The 19086-nt window shown below is 70.0% G+C and carries 14 protein-coding genes; 11 read left to right on the top strand and 3 right to left on the bottom strand.

The genetic code is table 11. The features are described 5' to 3' along the window. The first annotated feature begins 1 nt into the window (after window position 1). The 8 genes from ACSHXN_RS25780 to ACSHXN_RS25745 all read left to right on the top strand — a co-directional run bounded on the left by ACSHXN_RS25780 (window position 2) and on the right by ACSHXN_RS25745 (window position 11656). Window positions 2-1951: an acetyl-CoA carboxylase biotin carboxylase subunit gene (locus tag ACSHXN_RS25780; protein ID WP_438303776.1), complete on the top strand. Its 1950-nt coding sequence runs from the start codon at window positions 2-4 to the stop codon at window positions 1949-1951. Then, window positions 1948-2886: a hydroxymethylglutaryl-CoA lyase gene (locus ACSHXN_RS25775; protein WP_355797974.1), complete on the top strand. Its 939-nt coding sequence runs from the start codon at window positions 1948-1950 to the stop codon at window positions 2884-2886. The genes ACSHXN_RS25780 and ACSHXN_RS25775 overlap by 4 nt, the downstream gene beginning before the upstream one ends. A gap of 5 nt (window positions 2887-2891) precedes the next feature. Next, the gene (locus ACSHXN_RS25770; RefSeq protein WP_355129301.1) at window positions 2892-4052 is read left to right on the top strand and encodes an acyl-CoA dehydrogenase family protein; all 1161 of its coding nucleotides are present in this window, start codon (window positions 2892-2894) and stop codon (window positions 4050-4052) included. Between the two features lie 536 nt (window positions 4053-4588). After that, entirely contained in the window at window positions 4589-5638 is a 1050-nt protein-coding gene (locus ACSHXN_RS25765; protein ID WP_438303774.1) for an ABC transporter substrate-binding protein, read from the top strand. Between the two features lie 1006 nt (window positions 5639-6644). Continuing rightward, the gene (gene desA / locus ACSHXN_RS25760; RefSeq protein WP_438303773.1) at window positions 6645-8087 is read left to right on the top strand and encodes a lysine decarboxylase DesA; all 1443 of its coding nucleotides are present in this window, start codon (window positions 6645-6647) and stop codon (window positions 8085-8087) included. Continuing rightward, window positions 8071-9348 (top strand): lysine N(6)-hydroxylase/L-ornithine N(5)-oxygenase family protein, encoded by a 1278-nt coding sequence (locus ACSHXN_RS25755; protein ID WP_438303772.1) that lies wholly within the window; start codon window positions 8071-8073, stop codon window positions 9346-9348. Before desA ends, ACSHXN_RS25755 begins: the two co-directional genes overlap by 17 nt. Beyond that, window positions 9345-9887 carry a GNAT family N-acetyltransferase gene (locus tag ACSHXN_RS25750; RefSeq protein WP_355129293.1) on the top strand — a complete coding sequence of 181 codons (543 nt, stop codon included), beginning with the start codon at window positions 9345-9347 and terminating at the stop codon, window positions 9885-9887. Before ACSHXN_RS25755 ends, ACSHXN_RS25750 begins: the two co-directional genes overlap by 4 nt. Next, window positions 9884-11656, top strand: coding sequence for an IucA/IucC family protein (locus tag ACSHXN_RS25745; protein WP_355129291.1), 1773 nt, complete (start codon window positions 9884-9886; stop codon window positions 11654-11656). Before ACSHXN_RS25750 ends, ACSHXN_RS25745 begins: the two co-directional genes overlap by 4 nt. A gap of 68 nt (window positions 11657-11724) precedes the next feature. Here the strand turns inward: ACSHXN_RS25745 and ACSHXN_RS25740 are convergent, their stop codons facing one another. Beyond that, window positions 11725-13269, bottom strand: coding sequence for a beta-N-acetylhexosaminidase (locus ACSHXN_RS25740; RefSeq protein ID WP_438306500.1), 1545 nt, complete (start codon window positions 13267-13269; stop codon window positions 11725-11727). A 143-nt stretch (window positions 13270-13412) separates the two neighbouring features. Between ACSHXN_RS25740 and ACSHXN_RS25735 the strand changes: the two genes are divergently transcribed. Then, entirely contained in the window at window positions 13413-14303 is an 891-nt protein-coding gene (locus ACSHXN_RS25735) for a DUF4429 domain-containing protein (RefSeq protein ID WP_356109721.1), read from the top strand. A gap of 48 nt (window positions 14304-14351) precedes the next feature. Here the strand turns inward: ACSHXN_RS25735 and ACSHXN_RS25730 are convergent, their stop codons facing one another. Beyond that, window positions 14352-15917, bottom strand: coding sequence for a purple acid phosphatase family protein (locus tag ACSHXN_RS25730; RefSeq protein ID WP_355129379.1), 1566 nt, complete (start codon window positions 15915-15917; stop codon window positions 14352-14354). A gap of 165 nt (window positions 15918-16082) precedes the next feature. Here ACSHXN_RS25730 and ACSHXN_RS25725 point away from each other — a divergent pair, with 165 nt between their 5' ends. Both ACSHXN_RS25725 and glmS read left to right on the top strand, forming a co-directional pair. Next, window positions 16083-16340, top strand: a complete 258-nt coding sequence (locus ACSHXN_RS25725; protein WP_355129287.1) for a hypothetical protein — start codon at window positions 16083-16085, stop codon at window positions 16338-16340. Window positions 16341-16393: 53 nt separating this feature from the next. Then, window positions 16394-18211: a glutamine--fructose-6-phosphate transaminase (isomerizing) gene (gene glmS / locus ACSHXN_RS25720; RefSeq protein WP_355129285.1), complete on the top strand. Its 1818-nt coding sequence runs from the start codon at window positions 16394-16396 to the stop codon at window positions 18209-18211. 147 nt (window positions 18212-18358) lie between these two features. Here the strand turns inward: glmS and ACSHXN_RS25715 are convergent, their stop codons facing one another. Then, window positions 18359-18922, bottom strand: a complete 564-nt coding sequence (locus ACSHXN_RS25715; protein ID WP_355797964.1) for a GPR1/FUN34/YaaH family transporter — start codon at window positions 18920-18922, stop codon at window positions 18359-18361. Window positions 18923-19086 lie beyond the last annotated feature (164 nt).

The following is a 19086-nucleotide window of genomic DNA, read 5'->3' as shown; positions in this document are numbered from 1 at the left end:
CATGTTCGACACAGTGCTTGTGGCCAACCGGGGTGAGATCGCGGTCCGGGTCATCCGGACGCTGCGCCTCCTCGGTGTGCGCTCGGTGGCCGTCTTCTCCGACGCGGACGCCGACGCCCGGCACGTCCGGGAGGCCGACACGGCCGTATGGATCGGACCGGCACCCGCGGCCGAGAGCTATCTGTCCGTGGAGCGGCTGCTCGAGGCCGCCGCGCGGAGCGGTGCCCAGGCGGTGCACCCGGGGTACGGCTTCCTCGCGGAGAACGCCGCCTTCGCGCAGGCGTGCACGGATGCGGGGCTGGTCTTCATCGGACCTCCTGCGCAGGCCATCTCGCTCATGGGCGACAAGATCCGCGCCAAGGAGACGGTGCGGGCCGCCGGGGTCCCGGTCGTCCCGGGATCGAGCGGCAGCGGACTGACGGACGCCGAACTGGACGCCGCGGCCCGGGAGATCGGCATGCCGGTGCTGCTCAAGCCGTCGGCCGGCGGTGGTGGCAAGGGCATGCGGCTGGTGCGGGAGCCGGAGCTGCTGACCGAGGAGATCGCGGCCGCGCGCCGTGAGGCCCGCGCCTCCTTCGGTGACGACACGCTTCTCGTCGAGCGCTGGATCGACCGGCCCCGCCACATCGAGATCCAGGTCCTCGCGGACGGCCACGGGAACGTGGTGCACCTGGGCGAGCGTGAGTGCTCGCTCCAGCGCCGCCACCAGAAGATCATCGAGGAGGCGCCGAGCGTGCTCCTCGACGAGGCGACGCGCACGGCGATGGGCGAGGCGGCGGTCCAGGCGGCCCGCTCGTGCGGGTACGAGGGCGCGGGCACGGTGGAGTTCATCGTGCCGGGCAGCGACCCCTCCGCCTACTACTTCATGGAGATGAACACCCGCCTCCAGGTCGAGCACCCGGTCACCGAACTGGTCACCGGCCTGGACCTGGTCGAATGGCAGGTACGGGTGGCGGCGGGCGAGCCGCTGTCCTTCGGGCAGCGGGACGTCTCGCTCACCGGGCACGCGATCGAGGCCCGCATCTGCGCCGAGGACCCGGCCCGCGGCTTCCTCCCCTCCGGCGGCACGGTGCTGTCGCTGCACGAGCCCCAGGGCGACGGGGTGCGCACCGACTCGGGACTGACCGAGGGCACCGAGGTCGGCAGCCTGTACGACCCGATGCTCTCGAAGGTCATCGCGTACGGCCCCGACCGCGCCACCGCGCTGCGCAGGCTGCGCGCGGCCCTCGCACGGACCGTCACTCTGGGCGTGCAGACCAACGCCGGCTTCCTGCGCCGCCTGCTGGCCCATCCGGCCGTCGTGGCGGGTGAGTTGGACACCGGCCTGGTGGAGCGCGAGGTGGCAGGACTCGTCCCGACCGGGATCCCGGAGGAGGTCTACGAGGCCGCCGCCGCCGTCCGCCTGGACGCGCTGCGGCCGCACGGCGAGGGCTGGACCGATCCGTTCTCCGTGCCGAGCGGCTGGCGCCTCGGGGGTGAGCCCAGGCCTTTGGTCTTCCCCCTGCGGGTGTACGAGCCGGTGGAGTACGCCCCCCGGGGTGCCCACACGGTCACCGGGGAGCAGGTGTCCGTCGTCCTGGACGGCGTACGCCACACGTTCCACCGTGCCGCCGACTGGCTGGGCCGCGACGGCGACGCCTGGCACGTGCGCGACCACGACCCGGTCGCCGCGTCGCTCACCGGCGCCGCCCGCTCGGGGACCGACTCGCTGACCGCGCCCATGCCGGGCACGGTGACCGTCGTGAAGGTGGCCGTCGGGGACGAGGTGACGGCGGGGCAGAGCCTGCTGGTCGTCGAGGCGATGAAGATGGAGCACGTCATCTCCGCCCCGCACGCCGGGACCGTCGCCGAACTCGACGTCACCCCCGGCACGACGGTCGCCATGGATCAGGTGCTGGCCGTGATCGCGCCCCACGACGACGGCCCGGTGGACGGAGAGGTGGAGAAGTGACCGCTCAGGGACTGCCCATGGTCGTGCCGTCCGAGGACCTGCCCCCAAGGGTCAGGATCCACGAGGTCGGCGCGCGCGACGGACTGCAGAACGAGGGACGCACGGTGCCCACCGAGGTGAAGGCGGAGTTCATCCGCCGGCTCGCCGACTCGGGCCTGACCACCATCGAGGCCACCAGCTTCGTCCACCCCGAGTGGGTACCCCAGCTCGCGGACGCGGAGCAGTTGTTCCCGCTCGTCGGCGACCTGCCCGTGGAACTGCCGGTGCTCGTGCCGAACCAGCGCGGCCTGGACCGCGCGCTCGCGCTGGGAGTACGCAGGGTGGCCGTCTTCGCGAGCGCCACCGAATCCTTCGCCAAGGCCAACCTCAACCGCACACTGGACGAGTCGCTCGGGATCTTCGAGCCGGTCGTCGAGCACGCGAAGTCCCGGAAGGTGCACGTCCGCGGCTACGTCTCCATGTGCTTCGGCGATCCCTGGGAGGGTGCCGTCCCGATCCACCAGGTGGTCCGCGTCTGCAAGGCGCTCATGGACATGGGCTGCGACGAGCTGAGCCTGGGCGACACGATCGGGGTGGCGACTCCGGGCCACGTCCAGGACCTGCTCTCGGAGCTGAACGAGGAGGGCGTGCCGACCAGCGCGATCGGTGTGCACTTCCACGACACCTACGGTCAGGCGCTCGCCAACACCCTGGCGGCGCTCCAGCACGGCGTGACGACCGTCGACGCCTCCGCGGGCGGCCTCGGCGGCTGCCCGTACGCGAAGTCCGCCACCGGAAACCTCGCCACCGAGGACCTCGTGTGGATGCTTCAGGGCCTCGGTATCGACACCGGGGTCGACCTCGGCCGGCTCACCGCCACGAGCGTGTGGATGGCCGCGCATCTGGACCGGCCCAGCCCGTCCCGAACCGTCCGAGCCCTCTCCCACAAGGAGTGAACCCCATGGACCACCACCTCTCCCCCGAACTGGAGGAACTCCGGCGCACGGTCGAGGAGTTCGCTCACGACGTCGTGGCGCCCAAGATCGGCGACTTCTACGAGCGCCATGAGTTCCCGTACGAGATCGTCCGCGAGATGGGTCGCATGGGCCTGTTCGGACTGCCCTTCCCTGAGGAGTACGGCGGCATGGGCGGCGACTACCTGGCGCTCGGCATCGCGCTGGAGGAGCTCGCCCGGGTGGACTCCTCGGTGGCCATCACCCTGGAGGCCGGTGTCTCGCTGGGCGCCATGCCGGTGTACCGCTTCGGCACGGAGGCCCAGAAGCAGGAGTGGCTCCCCCGCCTGTGCTCCGGCGAGGTCCTGGGCGCCTTCGGTCTGACCGAACCGGACGGCGGTTCGGACGCGGGCGCGACACGCACCACGGCCCGGCTGGACACCGAGACCGACGAATGGGTGATCAACGGCACGAAGTGCTTCATCACCAACTCGGGCACGGACATCACGGGCCTGGTGACCGTCACGGCGGTCACCGGGCGCGCTCCTGACGGCCGCCCGCAGATCTCGTCGATCATCGTCCCGTCCGGCACGCCCGGCTTCACGGTGGCGGCACCGTACTCCAAGGTCGGCTGGAACGCCTCGGACACCCGCGAGCTGTCCTTCGTGGACGTCCGCGTGCCCGCCGCGAACCTGCTCGGCGAGGAGGGCCGGGGCTACGCCCAGTTCCTGCGCATCCTGGACGAGGGCCGCGTCGCCATCTCGGCCCTGGCGACGGGTCTGGCCCAGGGCTGTGTGGACGAGTCGGTGAAGTACGCGAAGGAGCGTCATGCCTTCGGCCGCTCCATCGGCGCGTACCAGGCGATCCAGTTCAAGATCGCCGATATGGAGATGAAGGCGCACACGGCCCGTCTGGCCTGGCGCGACGCGGCCTCCCGCCTCGTCTCCGGGGAGCCCTTCAAGAAGGAGGCGGCCCTTGCGAAGCTCTACTCGTCCACGGTCGCCGTCGACAACGCCCGTGACGCCACCCAGGTCCACGGCGGCTACGGCTTCATGAACGAGTACCCGGTGGCCCGCATGTGGCGCGACTCCAAGATCCTGGAGATCGGCGAGGGCACGAGCGAGGTCCAGCGGATGCTGATCGCCAGGGAGTTGGGGCTGGCGGGCTGAGGTCCGCACCCCGTCCGGGCGGCCGCGGTGCGCGCGGCCGCCTCCGGGCGTCGGGTCACCCGGCAGGTGCCCATGTCCGCCGGCGCTGTCCGGCTGCCACACACATAACGGACACCGAGGGCCCGTGGGCCGCCTCGGCCTGCCTCTGCCCGTGTTCCCGGGCGATCCGTTCGCGGGCCCGGACGACGAACGGCGAAATGACCTCGTCGGCCTCGGCCTTGCCGACCGGGGCAGGCCCCTCCACCCGGACACGGGCCCCTTTGCGCCCGCGGGAGCAACCTCGTTCACACGGCCCGATCGGCGCCCGCGTCACCCGAGTCGGCGGTGATGCGGCCGACTCTCGTGGTCCGCCCGCTGAGTGAGGTCGTCAAGATCTGCCGGCGAAACGGTGAGGCCTGGGAATTCCCCTCCGGCACGAGGGGGGTCGCCCGGTACGGCCTCGCCCCCCCAACCACTGGACAAGTAGTGAGGTTAGGCTAACCTATCTTCGAACTCGCCCGGCGGTCATTCCGCCCCGTTCGAAGGCAGCCTGACTCATGCCCAACGCCCGTTCCACCCGTCTTTCCCGCCGCGGCGTCCTCGCCGCCGGCGGCGCCCTCGGCCTCGGTGCCGTACTCACGGCCTGCGGCGACGACAAGGGGAAAGGCAGCGCTTCGGGCGAGGGAACGGCCTCGGCCGCGTCCGGCCCCTGGTCGTTCAAGGACGACCGCGGCCAGACCGCGAAGGCGGGCAAGGCGCCGTCGAGCATCGTCGCCTTCGTGGGCGTCGCCGCCGCGCTGCACGACTACGGCGTGGCGGTGAAGGGTGTCTTCGGCCCGACCAGGACCAAGGACGGCAAGGCCGACGTCCAGGCCGGCGACCTCGACATCAGCAAGGCCACCAGCCTCGGCAACGAGTGGGGCCAGTTCAACATCGAGAAGTACGCGGCCCTCGCCCCCGATCTGCTCGTCTCCACGATGTTCGACGACGCCGGAACCCTCTGGTACGTCCCGGAGGAGTCCAAGAAGAAGATCCTCGCCGTCGGCGCCCCCAGCGTCGGGATCTCCGTGTACGACCGCCAGATGACGGAGTCGCTGCAGCGCATGCTCGAGCTCGCGAAGTCGCTCGGCGCGGACACTACCGGCGCGAAGATCACCCAGGCCAAGAAGCGGTTCGAGGACGCGTCCGCCCGGCTGCGCGCGGCGACCAGGTCCAAGCCCGACATCAAGGTGCTGGCGGGTTCCGCGAGCCAGGACATCTTCTATGTCTCCGGCTCGAACCTCTCCATCGACCTGGAGTACTTCAAGGCGCTCGGCGTGAACTTCGTCGAGCCGTCCCCCTCCGTGCTCAAGGCGAGCGGCGGCTGGTTCGAGAACCTCAGCTGGGAGAACGTCGACAAGTACCGGGCCGACGTCATCATGATGGACAACCGCACCTCGGCCATCCAGCCCGCCGACCTCACCGAGGCGACCTGGAAGAAGCTTCCCGCGGTCAAGGCGGGCCAGGTCATCGCCCGCAATCCCGAGCCGATCCTGTCGTACGACAAGTGCGCCCCGCTGCTCGAGGACCTCGCCGAGGCGATCGAGACGGCGAAGAAGGTCGGCTGACCCACCTCCTCGCCGATCCCCGGGGGCCCGCCTCTCAGGGCCCCGATGAAGACGGCCGCAGCCGCCCCGATCCGTTCCTTCTCCCTCCAGTCGGCACGGACGAGGCGGCTCGGTCCGTCTCCGGCCGGGGTCACCGTCACGGGAGACGAGCCGCGCGCGTCCCGATCGCGCGGACGGGACCGGCACCCCTCCCCTGGCGCATCCCGGCAGCCCGGATCCGCCGCCCCGACGGCGCTCGGCGGCCGGTGGCGGCAGAGCGGGGCGAACTTCCCCGCGCCGTACGGGCGGTGATGGGCTCGTATGCCCTTCGCGCACGGCGACGCGGCCCGCGACGAGATCAACTCCGGCTTCGTGCCACATGACATGGAGCCCGGTCCGACCGGTCGGCGGCCCGCGTAACACGCCGCTCCCGGGGGCCGTGTCGCGTTCCCCCGCCCGGCGGCGGGGAGACGACGTGCGATCCGTTTCCGTCCGCGCGGGGACGCCGGTCCGGTGGCGATCCGCGCCGACCGGACCCCTGCCGCGCTCCCCGAACACCGGCGCAGTACGCCCGCGCCCAGGCCCGGCCCGAGGACGGGCACCCCGCCGGCGTCCAGGAACCGGTGGGCCCGACCGGCGCCCGGATCAGCCGGATCGTGGAAGAGGAAGCCTCGCACCGCTCCGAGAACGTGACCGGTGTCCCCACGACTGCGGCCCCGCCGCCACTCGCGAGCCCGAACTCCCCCCGGTTCAGGCCCGGTACGTCCGGATCACGGACGAGTCCTGCCGGGTCGAGACGTTGCGCCGGCAGTTCGTCGGCGACAGCGGGATCGACCGCCACCGCATCACCGTCGCAGGCCACCGGCGGCATGGCACCGGTGAAGGGGACGACCGCGCGCGGAGGAGTGACCGCGGTCACGGGAGGGGAGGCGAAGCCAGGGCAACTTAGGTTAGGCTAACCTACGTTTCATCGGGCGGCATCGCCCTTCCCCACCCCGCACGGACTGTCCCCACCGGGAGGCCCCACATGCGCTCGCACCTGCTCAATGACCTGACCGCGGAGCACTACCGCCGCTCCGTGACCGAAGGAGTCGAGCGGGTGGCCGCCAAACTCGCCGCCACCGACCGTCCGTTCACCGGCGTCACGGTCGACGCCCTCGCCCCCCGCATCGAGAGGATCGACCTGGACCGCCCGCTGCACAACACCTCGGCCGCCCTGGACGAGTTGGAGGAGCTCTACCTCCGCGACGCGATCTACTTCCACCACCCCCGCTATCTCGCCCATCTCAACTGCCCGGTCGTCATCCCGGCCGTCCTCGGCGAGGCCGTCCTGTCCGCCGTCAACTCCTCCCTCGACACCTGGGACCAGTCGGCGGGCGGCACCCTCATCGAGCGCAGGCTCATCGACTGGACGACCGAACGTCTCAGCCTCGGCCCGGCCGCCGACGGCGTGTTCACCTCCGGAGGCACCCAGTCCAACCTCCAGGCGCTCCTGCTGGCCCGCGAAGAGGCCAAGACCGTCGGCCTCGGACGGCTGAGGATCTTCACATCCGAGGTCAGCCACTTCAGCGTGCAGAAGTCGGCGAAACTGCTCGGCCTCGGCCCCGACGCGGTGGTCTCCGTCCCCGTCGGCCCCGACAAGCGCATGCGGACCGTGGCGCTCGCCCGCGAACTGGAGCGCTGCGCCCGGGACGGCCTCGTCCCGATGGCCGTCGTCGCGACCGCGGGCAGCACCGACTTCGGCTCCATCGACCCGCTGCCCGAGATCGCCGAGCTGTGTGCGCGGTCGGGTGTGTGGATGCACGTGGACGCGGCCTACGGCTGCGGGCTGCTCGCCTCCCTCAGGAACCGGGACCGCCTGGCCGGCATCGAGCGCGCCGACTCGGTCACCGTCGACTACCACAAGTCCTTCTTCCAGCCGGTGAGTTCGTCCGCCGTGCTGGTCCGGGACGCGTCCACCCTGCGGCACGCGACCTATCACGCGGAGTACCTCAACCCCCGCCGTACGGTCCAGGAGCGCATCCCCAACCAGGTCGACAAGTCCCTCCAGACCACCCGCCGCTTCGACGCACTCAAGCTGTGGCTGACCCTGCGCACGATGGGCGCCGACGGCATCGGACAGCTCTTCGACGAGGTCTGCGAACTGGCCCAGGAGGGCTGGAAGCTGCTGGCCCTCGACCCGCGCTACGACGTCGTGGTCCGGCCGGAGTTGTCGACCCTGGTCTTCCGCTACATCCCGATGGCCGTCACCGACCCCGCCGAGACCGACCGCGCCAACCTGTACGCCCGCAAGGCCCTGTTCGCCTCCGGCGACGCCGTGGTCGCGGGCACCAAGGTCGGCGGCCGCCACTACCTGAAGTTCACCCTGCTCAACCCCGAGACGACGGCGGACGACATCTCCGCGGTCCTCGATCTGATCGCCGGCCACGCCGAGCAGTACCTGGGAGAGTCCCTTGACCGTGCTTCCTGAAGCCACCGACACGACATACGACTTCGTGGGGATCGGACTCGGCCCCTTCAATCTCGGCCTCGCCTGTCTCACCGAGCCGATCACCCGGCTGGACGGCGTCTTCCTGGAGTCGAAGCCCACCTTCGAATGGCACTCGGGGATGTTCCTGGACGGCGCCCATCTCCAGACCCCTTTCATGTCGGACCTGGTCACCCTGGCCGACCCGACCTCCCCGTACTCCTTCCTCAACTACCTGAAGGAGCAGGGCCGGCTGTACGCGTTCTACATCCGGGAGAACTTCTATCCCCTGCGCATCGAGTACGACGACTACTGCCGCTGGGCCGCCTCGAAGCTGGGCAACGTCCGCTTCGGCACCACGGTCACGGAGGTGACGTACGAGGACGAGGTGTACGTCGTCCGCACGCAGTCGGGCGACGCCTACCGGGCACGCCGTCTGGTCCTGGGCACGGGCACCCCTCCCCACATCCCGGAGTCCTGCCGCGGCCTCGCCGGCGACCTCGTCCACAACTCCCGGTATCTGGACCACAAGCACCGGCTCCAGGCCAAGGAGTCGATCACGCTGGTGGGCAGCGGGCAGTCCGCCGCCGAGATCTACCAGGACCTGCTCTCCGAGATCGACCTCCACGGCTACCAGCTGAACTGGGTCACCCGCTCACCGCGCTTCTTCCCGCTGGAGTACACCAAGCTCACGCTGGAGATGACCTCCCCCGAGTACATCGACTACTTCCACGCGCTGCCCGAGCGGACCCGCTACCGCCTCACCGAACAGCAGAAGGGGCTGTTCAAGGGCATCGACGGCGACCTGATCGACGAGATCTTCGACCTGCTGTACCAGAAGAACCTCGACGGCCCGGTCCCCACCCGGCTCCTGACCAACTCGGCTCTGGTCAGCGCCCGCTACGACGACGGCGGGTACACCCTCGGCTTCCGTCAGGAGGAACAGGAGAAGGACTTCGAGCTCCGCTCCCAGGGTCTGATCCTCGCCACCGGCTACAAGTACACCGAGCCGGAGTTCCTGAGCCCGGTCCGCGACCGCCTGCGCTACGACGAGCACGGCAACTTCGACGTGGCCCGGAACTACTCCATCGACACCACGGGCAGCGGCGTCTTCCTGCAGAACGCCGGTGTGCACACGCACAGCATCACCAGTCCCGACCTGGGCATGGGCCCGTACCGGAACGCGTACATCATCCGGGAGCTGCTCGGCACCGAGTACTACCCCGTCGAGAAGTCCATCGCCTTCCAGGAGTTCGCAGTATGAGCACGACCACCCCCGGCACCCTCGCATTCCGCCCCCTCGACCCCCTCGAGGACGCCGAGCTCCTGCACGGCTGGGTGACGCACCCCAAGGCGGCCTTCTGGATGATGCAGGAGGCCAGGCTCGAGGACGTCGAACGCGCCTACATGGAGATCGCGGCCGACGAGCACCGGGACGCCCTCCTCGGACTGCACGACGGCGAACCCGCCTTCCTGATGGAGAGGTACGACCCGGCCCACCGGGAGCTGGTCGGTCTGTACGAGCCCCGGCCCGGCGACGTCGGCATGCACTTCCTGGTCGCGCCGGCCGAGACCCCGGTGCACGGATTCACCCGGGCCGTCATCACCGCCGTGATGCGGCGTCTGTTCGACGACCCGGCGACCGCACGCGTCGTCGTCGAGCCGGACGTCCACAACACGGCCGTGCACGCCCTGAACGCGGCCGTCGGGTTCGTGCCCGAGCGCGAGATCCTGAAGCCGGAGAAGACGGCGCTGCTCAGCTTCTGCACCCGTGCGCAGTTCGAGAGGGCGGTGGCGGCATGACCCTCGCCGACGCGGTCTCCCACCTCTCCCCCGAACGCTGGGAGAAGGCCAACCGCCTGCTGGTACGCAAGGCGCTCGCCGAGTTCGCGCACGAGCGCCTGATCACCCCCGAGCCGGAGTCCGACGGCCGTTACCTCGTCCGCAGCGACGACGGGCGCACCCGCTACCGGTTCACCGCGACCGTCGGCACCCTCGATCACTGGCAAGTGGACCCCGGTTCGATCACCCGCCATCAGGGGGATGCCGAACTCCCGCTCGCGGCACTGGACTTCTTCGTCGAACTGCGCCGCTCCCTCGGGCTGAGCGACGAGGTGCTCCCGGTCTACCTGGAGGAGATCTCCTCCACCCTCTCCGGCACCTGCTACAAGCTCGGCAAACCGCAGCTCAGCGCCGCCGAACTGACCGCGAGCGGGTTCCAGGACATCGAGACCGGGATGACCGAGGGCCACCCCTGCTTCGTCGCCAACAACGGACGGCTCGGCTTCGGCATCCACGAGTACCTGTCCTACGCACCCGAGACCGCGAGCCCCGTCCGGCTGGTGTGGCTGGCCGCACACCGCTCACGGGCGGCGTTCACGGCGGGCGTGGGCATCGAGTACGAGACCTTCCTGCGACAGGAGTTGGGGGCCGCGACGGTCGAACGCTTCCACGGGCAGCTCACCGGCCAGGGCCTCGACCCGGCCGAGTACCTCCTCATACCGGTCCACCCGTGGCAGTGGTGGAACAAGCTCACGATCACCTTCGCCGCCGAGGTCGCCCGGCGCCACCTCGTCTGCCTCGGCGAGGGCGACGACGCGTACCTGGCCCAGCAGTCCATACGGACCTTCTTCAACTCGAGCAATCCGGAGAAGCACTATGTGAAGACGGCCCTGTCCGTCCTGAACATGGGCTTCATGCGCGGTCTCTCGGCCGCCTACATGGAGGCGACCCCGGCGATCAACGACTGGCTGGAGCGGCTCGTCGCGAGCGATCCGGTGCTGAGGTCGACCGGTCTCACGATCATTCGCGAGCGGGCGGCCGTCGGCTACCGCCACCTGGAGTACGAAGCCGCCACCGACCGCTACTCCCCTTATCGCAAGATGCTCGCGGCCCTGTGGCGCGAGAGCCCCGTCGCCTCGCTCCGGCCGGGCGAGACGCTGGCGACCATGGCGTCCCTCGCCCATGTCGACCACGAGGGCGCGTCCTTCGCGGGCGCGCTGATCGAGCGCTCGGGGCTCGTGCCGATCGAGTGGCTGCGCCGCTATCTGCGGGCGTACCTCACCCCGCTGCTGCACAGCTTCTACGCCTACGACCTGGTCTTCATGCCGCACGGCGAGAACGTCATCCTGGTCCTGAAGGACGGCGTCGTGCAGCGCGCGATCTTCAAGGACATAGCCGAGGAGATCGCGGTCATGGACCCGGACGCGGTGCTGCCCCCCGAGGTGGCGCGGATCCGTGTCGACGTCCCGGAGGACCAGAAGCTGCTGTCGATCTTCACGGACGTCTTCGACTGCTTCCTCCGCTTCGTCGCCGCCCATCTCGCCTCCGATGGCGTACTGGAGGAGCAGGACTTCTGGCGGACGGTCGCCGAGACGGTCCACGAGTACCAGGACGCCAACCCCCGGCTCGCCGACAGGTTCCGGCAGTACGACATGTTCGCCCCGGAGTTCGCGCTGTCCTGCCTCAACCGGCTCCAGCTGCGCGACAACCGGCAGATGGTGGACCTGGCCGATCCCTCGGCGGCACTCCAGCTGGTCGGGAACCTGAGGAACCCGATCGCGGGCCTTTAGCGGGCCCACACAGACGGGCGGGCACCCCGGTGTACGGTCCACCGGGGTGCCCGCCCTGATCGCCTTGCCTATCGGGTGGGCCAGGGCACCTGCGGCGACCTGTAGTACCCGATCCCGAGTGCCTCCCAGCGGGGCGCCTGCGCCGCGAGCCGCACCCGGTAGTCGTTCCAGTCGTGGGTGGAGGCCGGTGACCAGCCCAGTTCGGCCGCGCCCGGCAGCCGCGGGAAGGCCATGTAGTCGATGTCGGCGCTCTTGACGAGCGTTTCGGTCCACAGCGGTGCCTCGACACCGGCGATCGCCGACGCCGGAGCCCCCGGGAGGTAGCTTCCCGGGTCCCAGTCGTAGGACCGCTGGACCTCCACCAGTCCCGCCCAGTCCTGACCGAGCGGCGTGTCCTCGGTGTACTTCATGTCGAGGTAGAGCCGGTCGGCCGGGGACAGGATGAGCCGGGTGCCGTTCCGTGCCGCCTCGGCGACCTGGGCCTTCTCGTCGGCGCCGGTGTCGTCGAGCCCCCAGTACTGCGCGAGGGCGCCCTTGACCGGGTGCGCGCCGGTGATCTGGTGCCAGCCGATCACCGTCTTGCCGTACTTGGCGACGATCGGCTGCACCCGGTCCACGAACGACACGTAGTCGTCGTGGCTGGTGGAATGGGCCTCGTCACCGCCGATGTGGAGGTAGCGGCCCGGGGTGATGGCGGCCAGCTCGCGGACGACGTCCTCCACGAAGCCGTACGTCACCTGCTTGGACACGCACAGCGAGCTGAAGCCGACCTCGGTGCCCGTGTAGAGCGGGGGCGCGACGCCGTCGCAGTTCAGCTCGGCGTACGAGGACAGGGCGGCGTTGGTGTGGCCCGGCATGTCGATCTCCGGGACGACCTCCAGATAGCGCGAGGCCGCGTAACGGACGATCTCCTTGTACTGCGCCTTGGTGTAGTAGCCGCCCTTGCCGCCGCCCACCTCGGTCGAACCGCCGTGGGTCGTGAGGCGCGGCCAGGAGTCGACGGCGATCCGCCAGCCCTGGTCGTCGCTCAGATGCAGATGCAGGGTGTTGATCTTGTAGAGGGCCAGCTCGTCGATGTAGCGCTTGACCTGCGAGACGGTGAAGAAGTGACGGGAGACGTCGAGCATGGCGCCGCGGTAGCCGTAGCGCGGGGAGTCCTTGACGGTGACGCCCTGGACCGTCCAGGGCCCGGGCTGCGCGGTCTTCTTCTCGACGGCCGCGGGCAGCAGCTGGCGCAGGGTCTGCACGCCGTGGAAGAGCCCGGCGGGCTCGCGGGCCGTGATCGTGACCCCGCGTGCGCCGCTGTCCAGGCGGTAGCCCTCGTCCCCGAAGGGACCACCGGCAAGACGGAGCCGGATGCCGCCGGAGCCGTGCGTCGTGACCTGCAGGGGGTAGCCCGTGGAGGGCCGCAGGACGTCGGCCAGATAGTCGCCGACCTGGCGGGCCGCGCGTGAGTCGTCGACGTGGATCTGCGTGCCGCGGGTGATCCGGTACGGGGAACCGGCCGCCTCGACCGAGGCGGGTGCCGGGACCACCTGGACCGCAGGAACCGCGGGGCGGTCGGCCGCGGCGGGTGTCGCGCCGACTGCGACGGAGAGTCCGGCAGCCGCCATGAGCAGCAGCGTACCGAGGAGGCGGGGCGTTCTGTGGTGCAGTCTCACATGCGCTCCCTTCCACGAGTGTTGACGGGCTCGTCCGGCCCGGACCCGATGGGTATAGACCACTCTCTCGCACACTCGATGGAACAATCACCCTCATGGCGGAAATCATCCAGAAGGACGGCACGTGGGCCTTCGACGGTGACACGTTACGGCTGACGCCGGGCCGGGACCGGGGCGTCAGTCTGCTGCGCCGGACCCTGGGTGAACTCACCGTCCCGCTGGGCGCGTTGGCGGGCATATCGTTCGAGCAGGGCCGGAAGTCGGGGCGGCTGAGGCTGCGCCTGCGCGACGGCGCCGACCCGCTGCTGCAGGCGACCGGGGGCAGGCTCGCGGAGTCCGACGACCCCTTCCGGCTCACCGTCGAGTCCGACCGCTACGGCGTCGCCGAGTACCTGGTGGACGAGGTCCGCACCGCGATCGTGCTGGACCAGGTGCCGTCCGCTCCGGTCGAGAGCTATCTGCTGCCCGGTCCCTCCGTCCCGCTGTCCGTCTCCGCAGGCGACGGCACGGCGAGTTTCGACGGCGAGCACGTCCGGCTGGAGTGGAACTGGAAGACGGAGGAGGCGAAGTCGGCCGGCGGCGCCCGCACCCTCGCCGTGACCGACATCACCGCCGTGACCTGGCAGCCGACGGCCGGCCTGGAGAACGGCCACCTGCGCTTCACCGTGCGCGGCGCCGAGACCAAGGCGCCGCCGAAGTACGACCCCCACGCGGTGGAACTGTGGGGCTTCAAGAAGGACTCGCTGATGGCGCTCGTCGCGGCGGCCGTGCAGGCACGTCTGCCGCACCCCGCCGCGCCCGTGGACGACGTACGGCCGGCGAGGGAGGGGCTCACGCTGCCCGCCCAGGCTCCGCCGCCTGCCGTCGAGGACGCCCACGACGCCCTGCTGCGCCGTCTGCGGGAGCTCGGCGACCTGCACCGGGCGGGCGTCCTGACGGACGAGGAGTTCACGACGGCCAAGCAGGCGGTCCTCAAGCGGATGTGAGGACCGCCCGCCGTCGGCCCGTTCCGCCCTGCGGGCGGGGCGGCGGCCCTACTTGGCCCGGCGCGCCACGGTGAAGTGGTCGACCTGCTCACCGGACTCGGCGATGCCGCGCACCGTCAGCGTGGCGTGGCGGCCCCGGGACGCGGGCGTGACGTCGACGCGCAGGAACGAGTAGTCGAGGTAGCGCACGCGCGACCAGGTGACGTTCTCGTTGACCTTGCCGTCCTTGGCGTTGATGAAGGAGGCCACCGACTCGACCTCGTTCTCGTGGCCCTCGTACGACAGGGGGGCGCTGAAGGCGTAGAGGCTGCGGCCCGCCGCGCCCGCCGTGACGTACACGACGCCCTCGGACTCGGAGTACGCCGTGCCGCCGATCGGCAGCTTCTTGGTGACCGCGCCCGCCTTGATGACGTCGGTGCGCTCGTACTGGTGGTTGTGGCCGTTGATGACCAGGTCCACGGTGTACTTCTCGAACAGCGGCACCCACTCCTGCCGTACTCCGCCCTCAGAGGCGTGCGACGTGGAGGTGCAGTAGGCGCAGTGGTGGAAGAAGACGACGATGAAGTCGACGTCGTGGCTCGCCCGGTACTTCTTGAGCTGGGCCTCCAGCCACTTGGTCTGGGTGCCGCCGGAGATGCCCAGGTTGGCCGGGATCTCGAACGAGACGTCGTTGGCGTCCAGCGAGATGACCGCCGTGTTGCCGTAGACGAAGGAGTAGACGCCCGGCAGGTTCTTCTTGTCCGGTCCGTTGTCCGGCAGGGTCCAGCGCGCTTCCTCGCCGCCGTAGCCGTTGGGCGAGTACCAGGCCTCCATGTCGTGGTTGCCGTAGGCCGGCATCCAGGGGACCTGCTTGGCGACGGACTCCGTCTGGAGCAGGAACTGGTCCCACACACGTGAGTCGAAGCCGGTGTCGTCCGTCCTGCCCTGGCCCGCCGGGTCGCCGTAGGCGATGTCGCCGGCGTGCAGGTGGAAGGCCGGGTTCTGGCCGAGGAGGAGGCTGTTGTTGGCCAGCGCGTGGTAGCTGACGCCCTCGTCGCCGAACGCCGTGAAGGTGAACGGCTCGGCGTGCGAGGGGGCGGTGGTGAAGGTGCCGAGGGTGCCCAGCAGGTGGCGCTCGGCCGGGTCGAAGCCCGCGTGGCCGACCCCGTAGTAGTAGGTCTGGCCGGGACGCAGGTGGGTGAGCTTGGCGTGCAGGTAGTACTGCGTGTGGTCGCCGCTGGCACCGACCCCCGCCGGGGTGTACAGGGTGCGCACCTCCGCCGAGATCTTGCGGGAGAGGTCCCAGGGGTGGGCACCGATCCGGATGAACGGGTTCTTGACGGCGACCGGGACCTGCCAGGAGACCGTGATCTCGGTGCGCGGGTCGTTGCCGAAGGCCAGGTGGCGTCCGAAGGGGGCGACAAGAGCGCCGTCGACGGACTCGGCCGCCGGGGCCGTGCGCTGGGTCGGGACCGCCGCCTGGGCGGTGGCCCCCGGGACGAACGCGCCACCCGCGACGGCACCGAGGGTGACGGCACCGCCTCTCATCATCGTGCGCCGTGAGAATCTCGCGCGCAGGTACTCGTGCTGCTCCGCCATGCTCATGCTGGCCGCGAGCTTCTCGGGAACTCCCATACGAGGTATGTCCATGTGGCCCGAACTTCCTCCACATGAACAACGTGACGCAAGACGCAGAATGGACAGCGGTCAAACAGGGTCCCATAAGAGTTTCAACTGCGCCCTGCCCGAAATCGGGCACGATTCTTGCGATTCCGGTTCCCGTACCCCAGGATCTACCGGGTGCACGACGAACTTGTTGATCACCTGACGCGATCCACGCCCCTCAACCGGGGCGAGGCGCTGCGTGTGGTCCAGGACGTGCTCGCCTTCTTCGACGAGACGACCGAGGACTTCGTCCGTCGCCGCCATCGCGAGTTGCAGGCCCAGGGCCTGGTGAACGCGACGATCTTCGAACGGATCGAGGCGGATCTGAAGTACCGCGCGGTGGCGCCTCCCGAGCTCACGCTCCGGCAGCTGCGCCGCATCGTCTACGGCTGAGACGCCGAGGGGCACTTCATCACAACGGAGCAAAAGGGAGATCAGGGACATATATGTGCGGAATCGTCGGATACATCGGTAGGCGTGACGTGGCTCCGCTGCTGCTGGAAGGCCTGCAGCGGCTCGAGTACCGCGGCTACGACTCGGCGGGCATCGTCGTGACGTCGCCGAAGACGGCCGGCCTGAAGATGGTCAAGGCCAAGGGCCGGGTCCGCGACCTCGAGGCCAAGGTCCCCGCGCGCTTCAAGGGCACCACCGGTATCGCCCACACCCGCTGGGCCACCCACGGCGCCCCCTCCGACGTGAACGCCCACCCGCACATGTCGGCCGACAACAAGGTCGCCGTCGTCCACAACGGCATCATCGACAACGCCGCCGACCTGAGGAGGAAGCTGGAGGCGGACGGCGTCGAGTTCCTCTCCGAGACCGACACCGAGGTCCTCACCCATCTCATCGCCCGCTCGCAGGCCGAGACCCTCGAGGAGAAGGTCCGCCAGGCGCTGCGGGTCGTCGAGGGCACCTACGGCATCGCCGTGATGCACGCCGACTTCCCGGACCGCATCGTGGTGGCCCGCAACGGCTCCCCGGTCGTGCTCGGCATCGGTGAGAAGGAGATGTTCGTCGCCTCCGACGTCGCCGCGCTGGTCACCCACACCCGCCAGATAGTCACTCTCGACGACGGCGAGATGGCCACCCTCAAGGCCGACGACTTCCGCACGTACACCACCGAGGGCACCCGTACGACGGCCGAGCCGACCACCGTCGAGTGGGAGGCCGAGTCGTACGACATGGGCGGCCACGACACCTATATGCACAAGGAGATCCACGAGCAGGCCGACGCCGTTGACCGGGTGCTGCGCGGCCGGATCGACGACCGGTTCTCCACCGTGCACCTCGGCGGCCTGAACCTGGACGCCCGGGAGGCGCGCGCCGTGCGCCGGGTGAAGATCCTCGGCTGCGGCACCTCGTACCACGCGGGCATGATCGGCGCCCAGATGATCGAGGAGCTCGCCCGTATCCCGGCGGACGCCGAGCCGGCCTCGGAGTTCCGCTACCGCAACGCGGTCGTGGACCCCGACACGCTGTACGTCGCGGTCTCCCAGTCGGGTGAGACCTATGACGTGCTGGCCGCCGTGCAGGAGCTGAAGCGCAAGGGCGCGCGGGTGCTGGGCGTCGTCAACGTGGTCGGTTCGGCGATCGCGCGTGAGGCGGACGGCGGTATGTACGTGCACGCCGGACCCGAGGTGTGCGTGGTGTCCACCAAGTGCTTCACCAACACCACCGTCGCCTTCGCGCTGCTCGCCCTGCACCTCGGCCGCACACGCGACCTGTCCGTGCGCGACGGCAAGCGGATCATCGAGGGTCTGCGCAGGCTGCCCCAGCAGATCTCCGAGATCCTCAAGCAGGAGGAGGAGATCAAGCAGCTCGCGGACCAGTTCGCCGAGGCCCGCTCGATGCTCTTCATCGGACGTGTGCGCGGCTACCCGGTGGCCCGCGAGGCCTCGTTGAAGCTGAAGGAGGTCTCGTACATCCACGCCGAGGCCTACCCGGCCTCCGAGCTCAAGCACGGCCCGCTGGCGCTGATCGAGCCGGCCCTGCCGACCGTCGCCATCGTGCCGGACGACGACCTGCTGGAGAAGAACCGCGCGGCCATGGAGGAGATCAAGGCCCGCAGCGGCCGGATCCTCGCGGTCGCCCACCGGGAGCAGGAGAAGGCGGACCACACGGTCGTCGTGCCGAAGAACGAGGACGAGCTGGACCCGATCCTGATGGGCATTCCGCTCCAACTCCTCGCCTACCACACCGCGTTGGCGCTCGGCCGGGACATCGACAAGCCGCGCAACCTGGCCAAGTCGGTGACGGTGGAATAGCGGCGCCCGGTTCACCGGCCGGCATGTGAACGACCCCCTGTGTGCCACCAGCACAGGGGGTCGCTCATTTCGGGGCCGGGACCGCCCTCCCCCGCATCGCCGACCTCGGCCGACGGGGGGACCCTTCTTTCCCGGCCCGGCGCTGCGTCAGCCGGCGGCCGTCACCCCCCGGCCCGCAGCACGTCGCGGAAGGGCCGTGGGCCACTTGGCCAGCACCGCCGTCGCCGCGTACCAGGCGACCGCACCCGCGGCGACCGCGAACCAGCCGCCGACCTTGCCCAGGGAGTCGCTGCCCGCGAAGCCCGCCACGGCCAGCAGGAGCATCGAGACGCAGAGCAGCCCGTAGGTGGCCTGGTCGAGGACGCCGCCGGCCCCGAGCGCGAGACTCAGCGCGACCAGGGCGAACAGCAGCAGGAACAGTCCGGCCGCGTTGTCCGACACCTGGCTGCCGGCCCCGACGGCCCAGGTGAACCACAGCGCGCCGAGCGCCGCGAAGGCCGTACCCGTGGCGGTGTCGCGGTCGCGGAAAGCGAGCAGGCCGACGAGGAACAGGGCCACGCCGCCTACGTAGTGGGCCAGTGACACGGCGTCGGCCGTCGTCACACCGTCGATCACCTTGGTGGTTCCGAGACCGAAGGCCAGCAGTGTGATACCCAGCGCCAGCCGGCCTACGATCGAGGTGGTGCTTCCCGCAGAGACGTCATTGTCCACGGCGGGCTCCCTTCTGTCCTGCTTGTACGGGTTGTACGGTGACCGATATATGCCCTTCACAAAGGCACAAACACCTCTACGCACCAGTAGATTTACGCGGTCATGCAAAGGGGAGGGCACTACCCGCGCGTCATCTCACCTGGGCCGACGCCGAGTTGCGGAAC

The sequence above is a fragment of the Streptomyces sp. HUAS TT11 genome (genome assembly GCF_051553595.1).
In the GTDB taxonomy this organism is placed as follows: domain Bacteria; phylum Actinomycetota; class Actinomycetes; order Streptomycetales; family Streptomycetaceae; genus Streptomyces.
Note: the sequence above shows the minus strand (reverse complement) of the source record. Positions and strands in the feature narration are given on the sequence as shown.

Coding starts and splice junctions, on each gene's coding strand:
- ACSHXN_RS25735 (WP_356109721.1), top strand. CDS start 13,413: ATGGCGGAAATCATCCAGAAGGACGGCACGTGGGCCTTCGACGGTGAC.
- ACSHXN_RS25740 (WP_438306500.1), bottom strand. CDS start 13,269: ATGGCGGCTGCCGGACTCTCCGTCGCAGTCGGCGCGACACCCGCCGCG.
- ACSHXN_RS25765 (WP_438303774.1), top strand. CDS start 4,589: ATGCCCAACGCCCGTTCCACCCGTCTTTCCCGCCGCGGCGTCCTCGCC.
- desA (WP_438303773.1), top strand. CDS start 6,645: ATGCGCTCGCACCTGCTCAATGACCTGACCGCGGAGCACTACCGCCGC.
- ACSHXN_RS25730 (WP_355129379.1), bottom strand. CDS start 15,917: ATGGGAGTTCCCGAGAAGCTCGCGGCCAGCATGAGCATGGCGGAGCAG.
- ACSHXN_RS25770 (WP_355129301.1), top strand. CDS start 2,892: ATGGACCACCACCTCTCCCCCGAACTGGAGGAACTCCGGCGCACGGTC.
- ACSHXN_RS25745 (WP_355129291.1), top strand. CDS start 9,884: ATGACCCTCGCCGACGCGGTCTCCCACCTCTCCCCCGAACGCTGGGAG.
- glmS (WP_355129285.1), top strand. CDS start 16,394: ATGTGCGGAATCGTCGGATACATCGGTAGGCGTGACGTGGCTCCGCTG.
- ACSHXN_RS25750 (WP_355129293.1), top strand. CDS start 9,345: ATGAGCACGACCACCCCCGGCACCCTCGCATTCCGCCCCCTCGACCCC.
- ACSHXN_RS25780 (WP_438303776.1), top strand. CDS start 2: ATGTTCGACACAGTGCTTGTGGCCAACCGGGGTGAGATCGCGGTCCGG.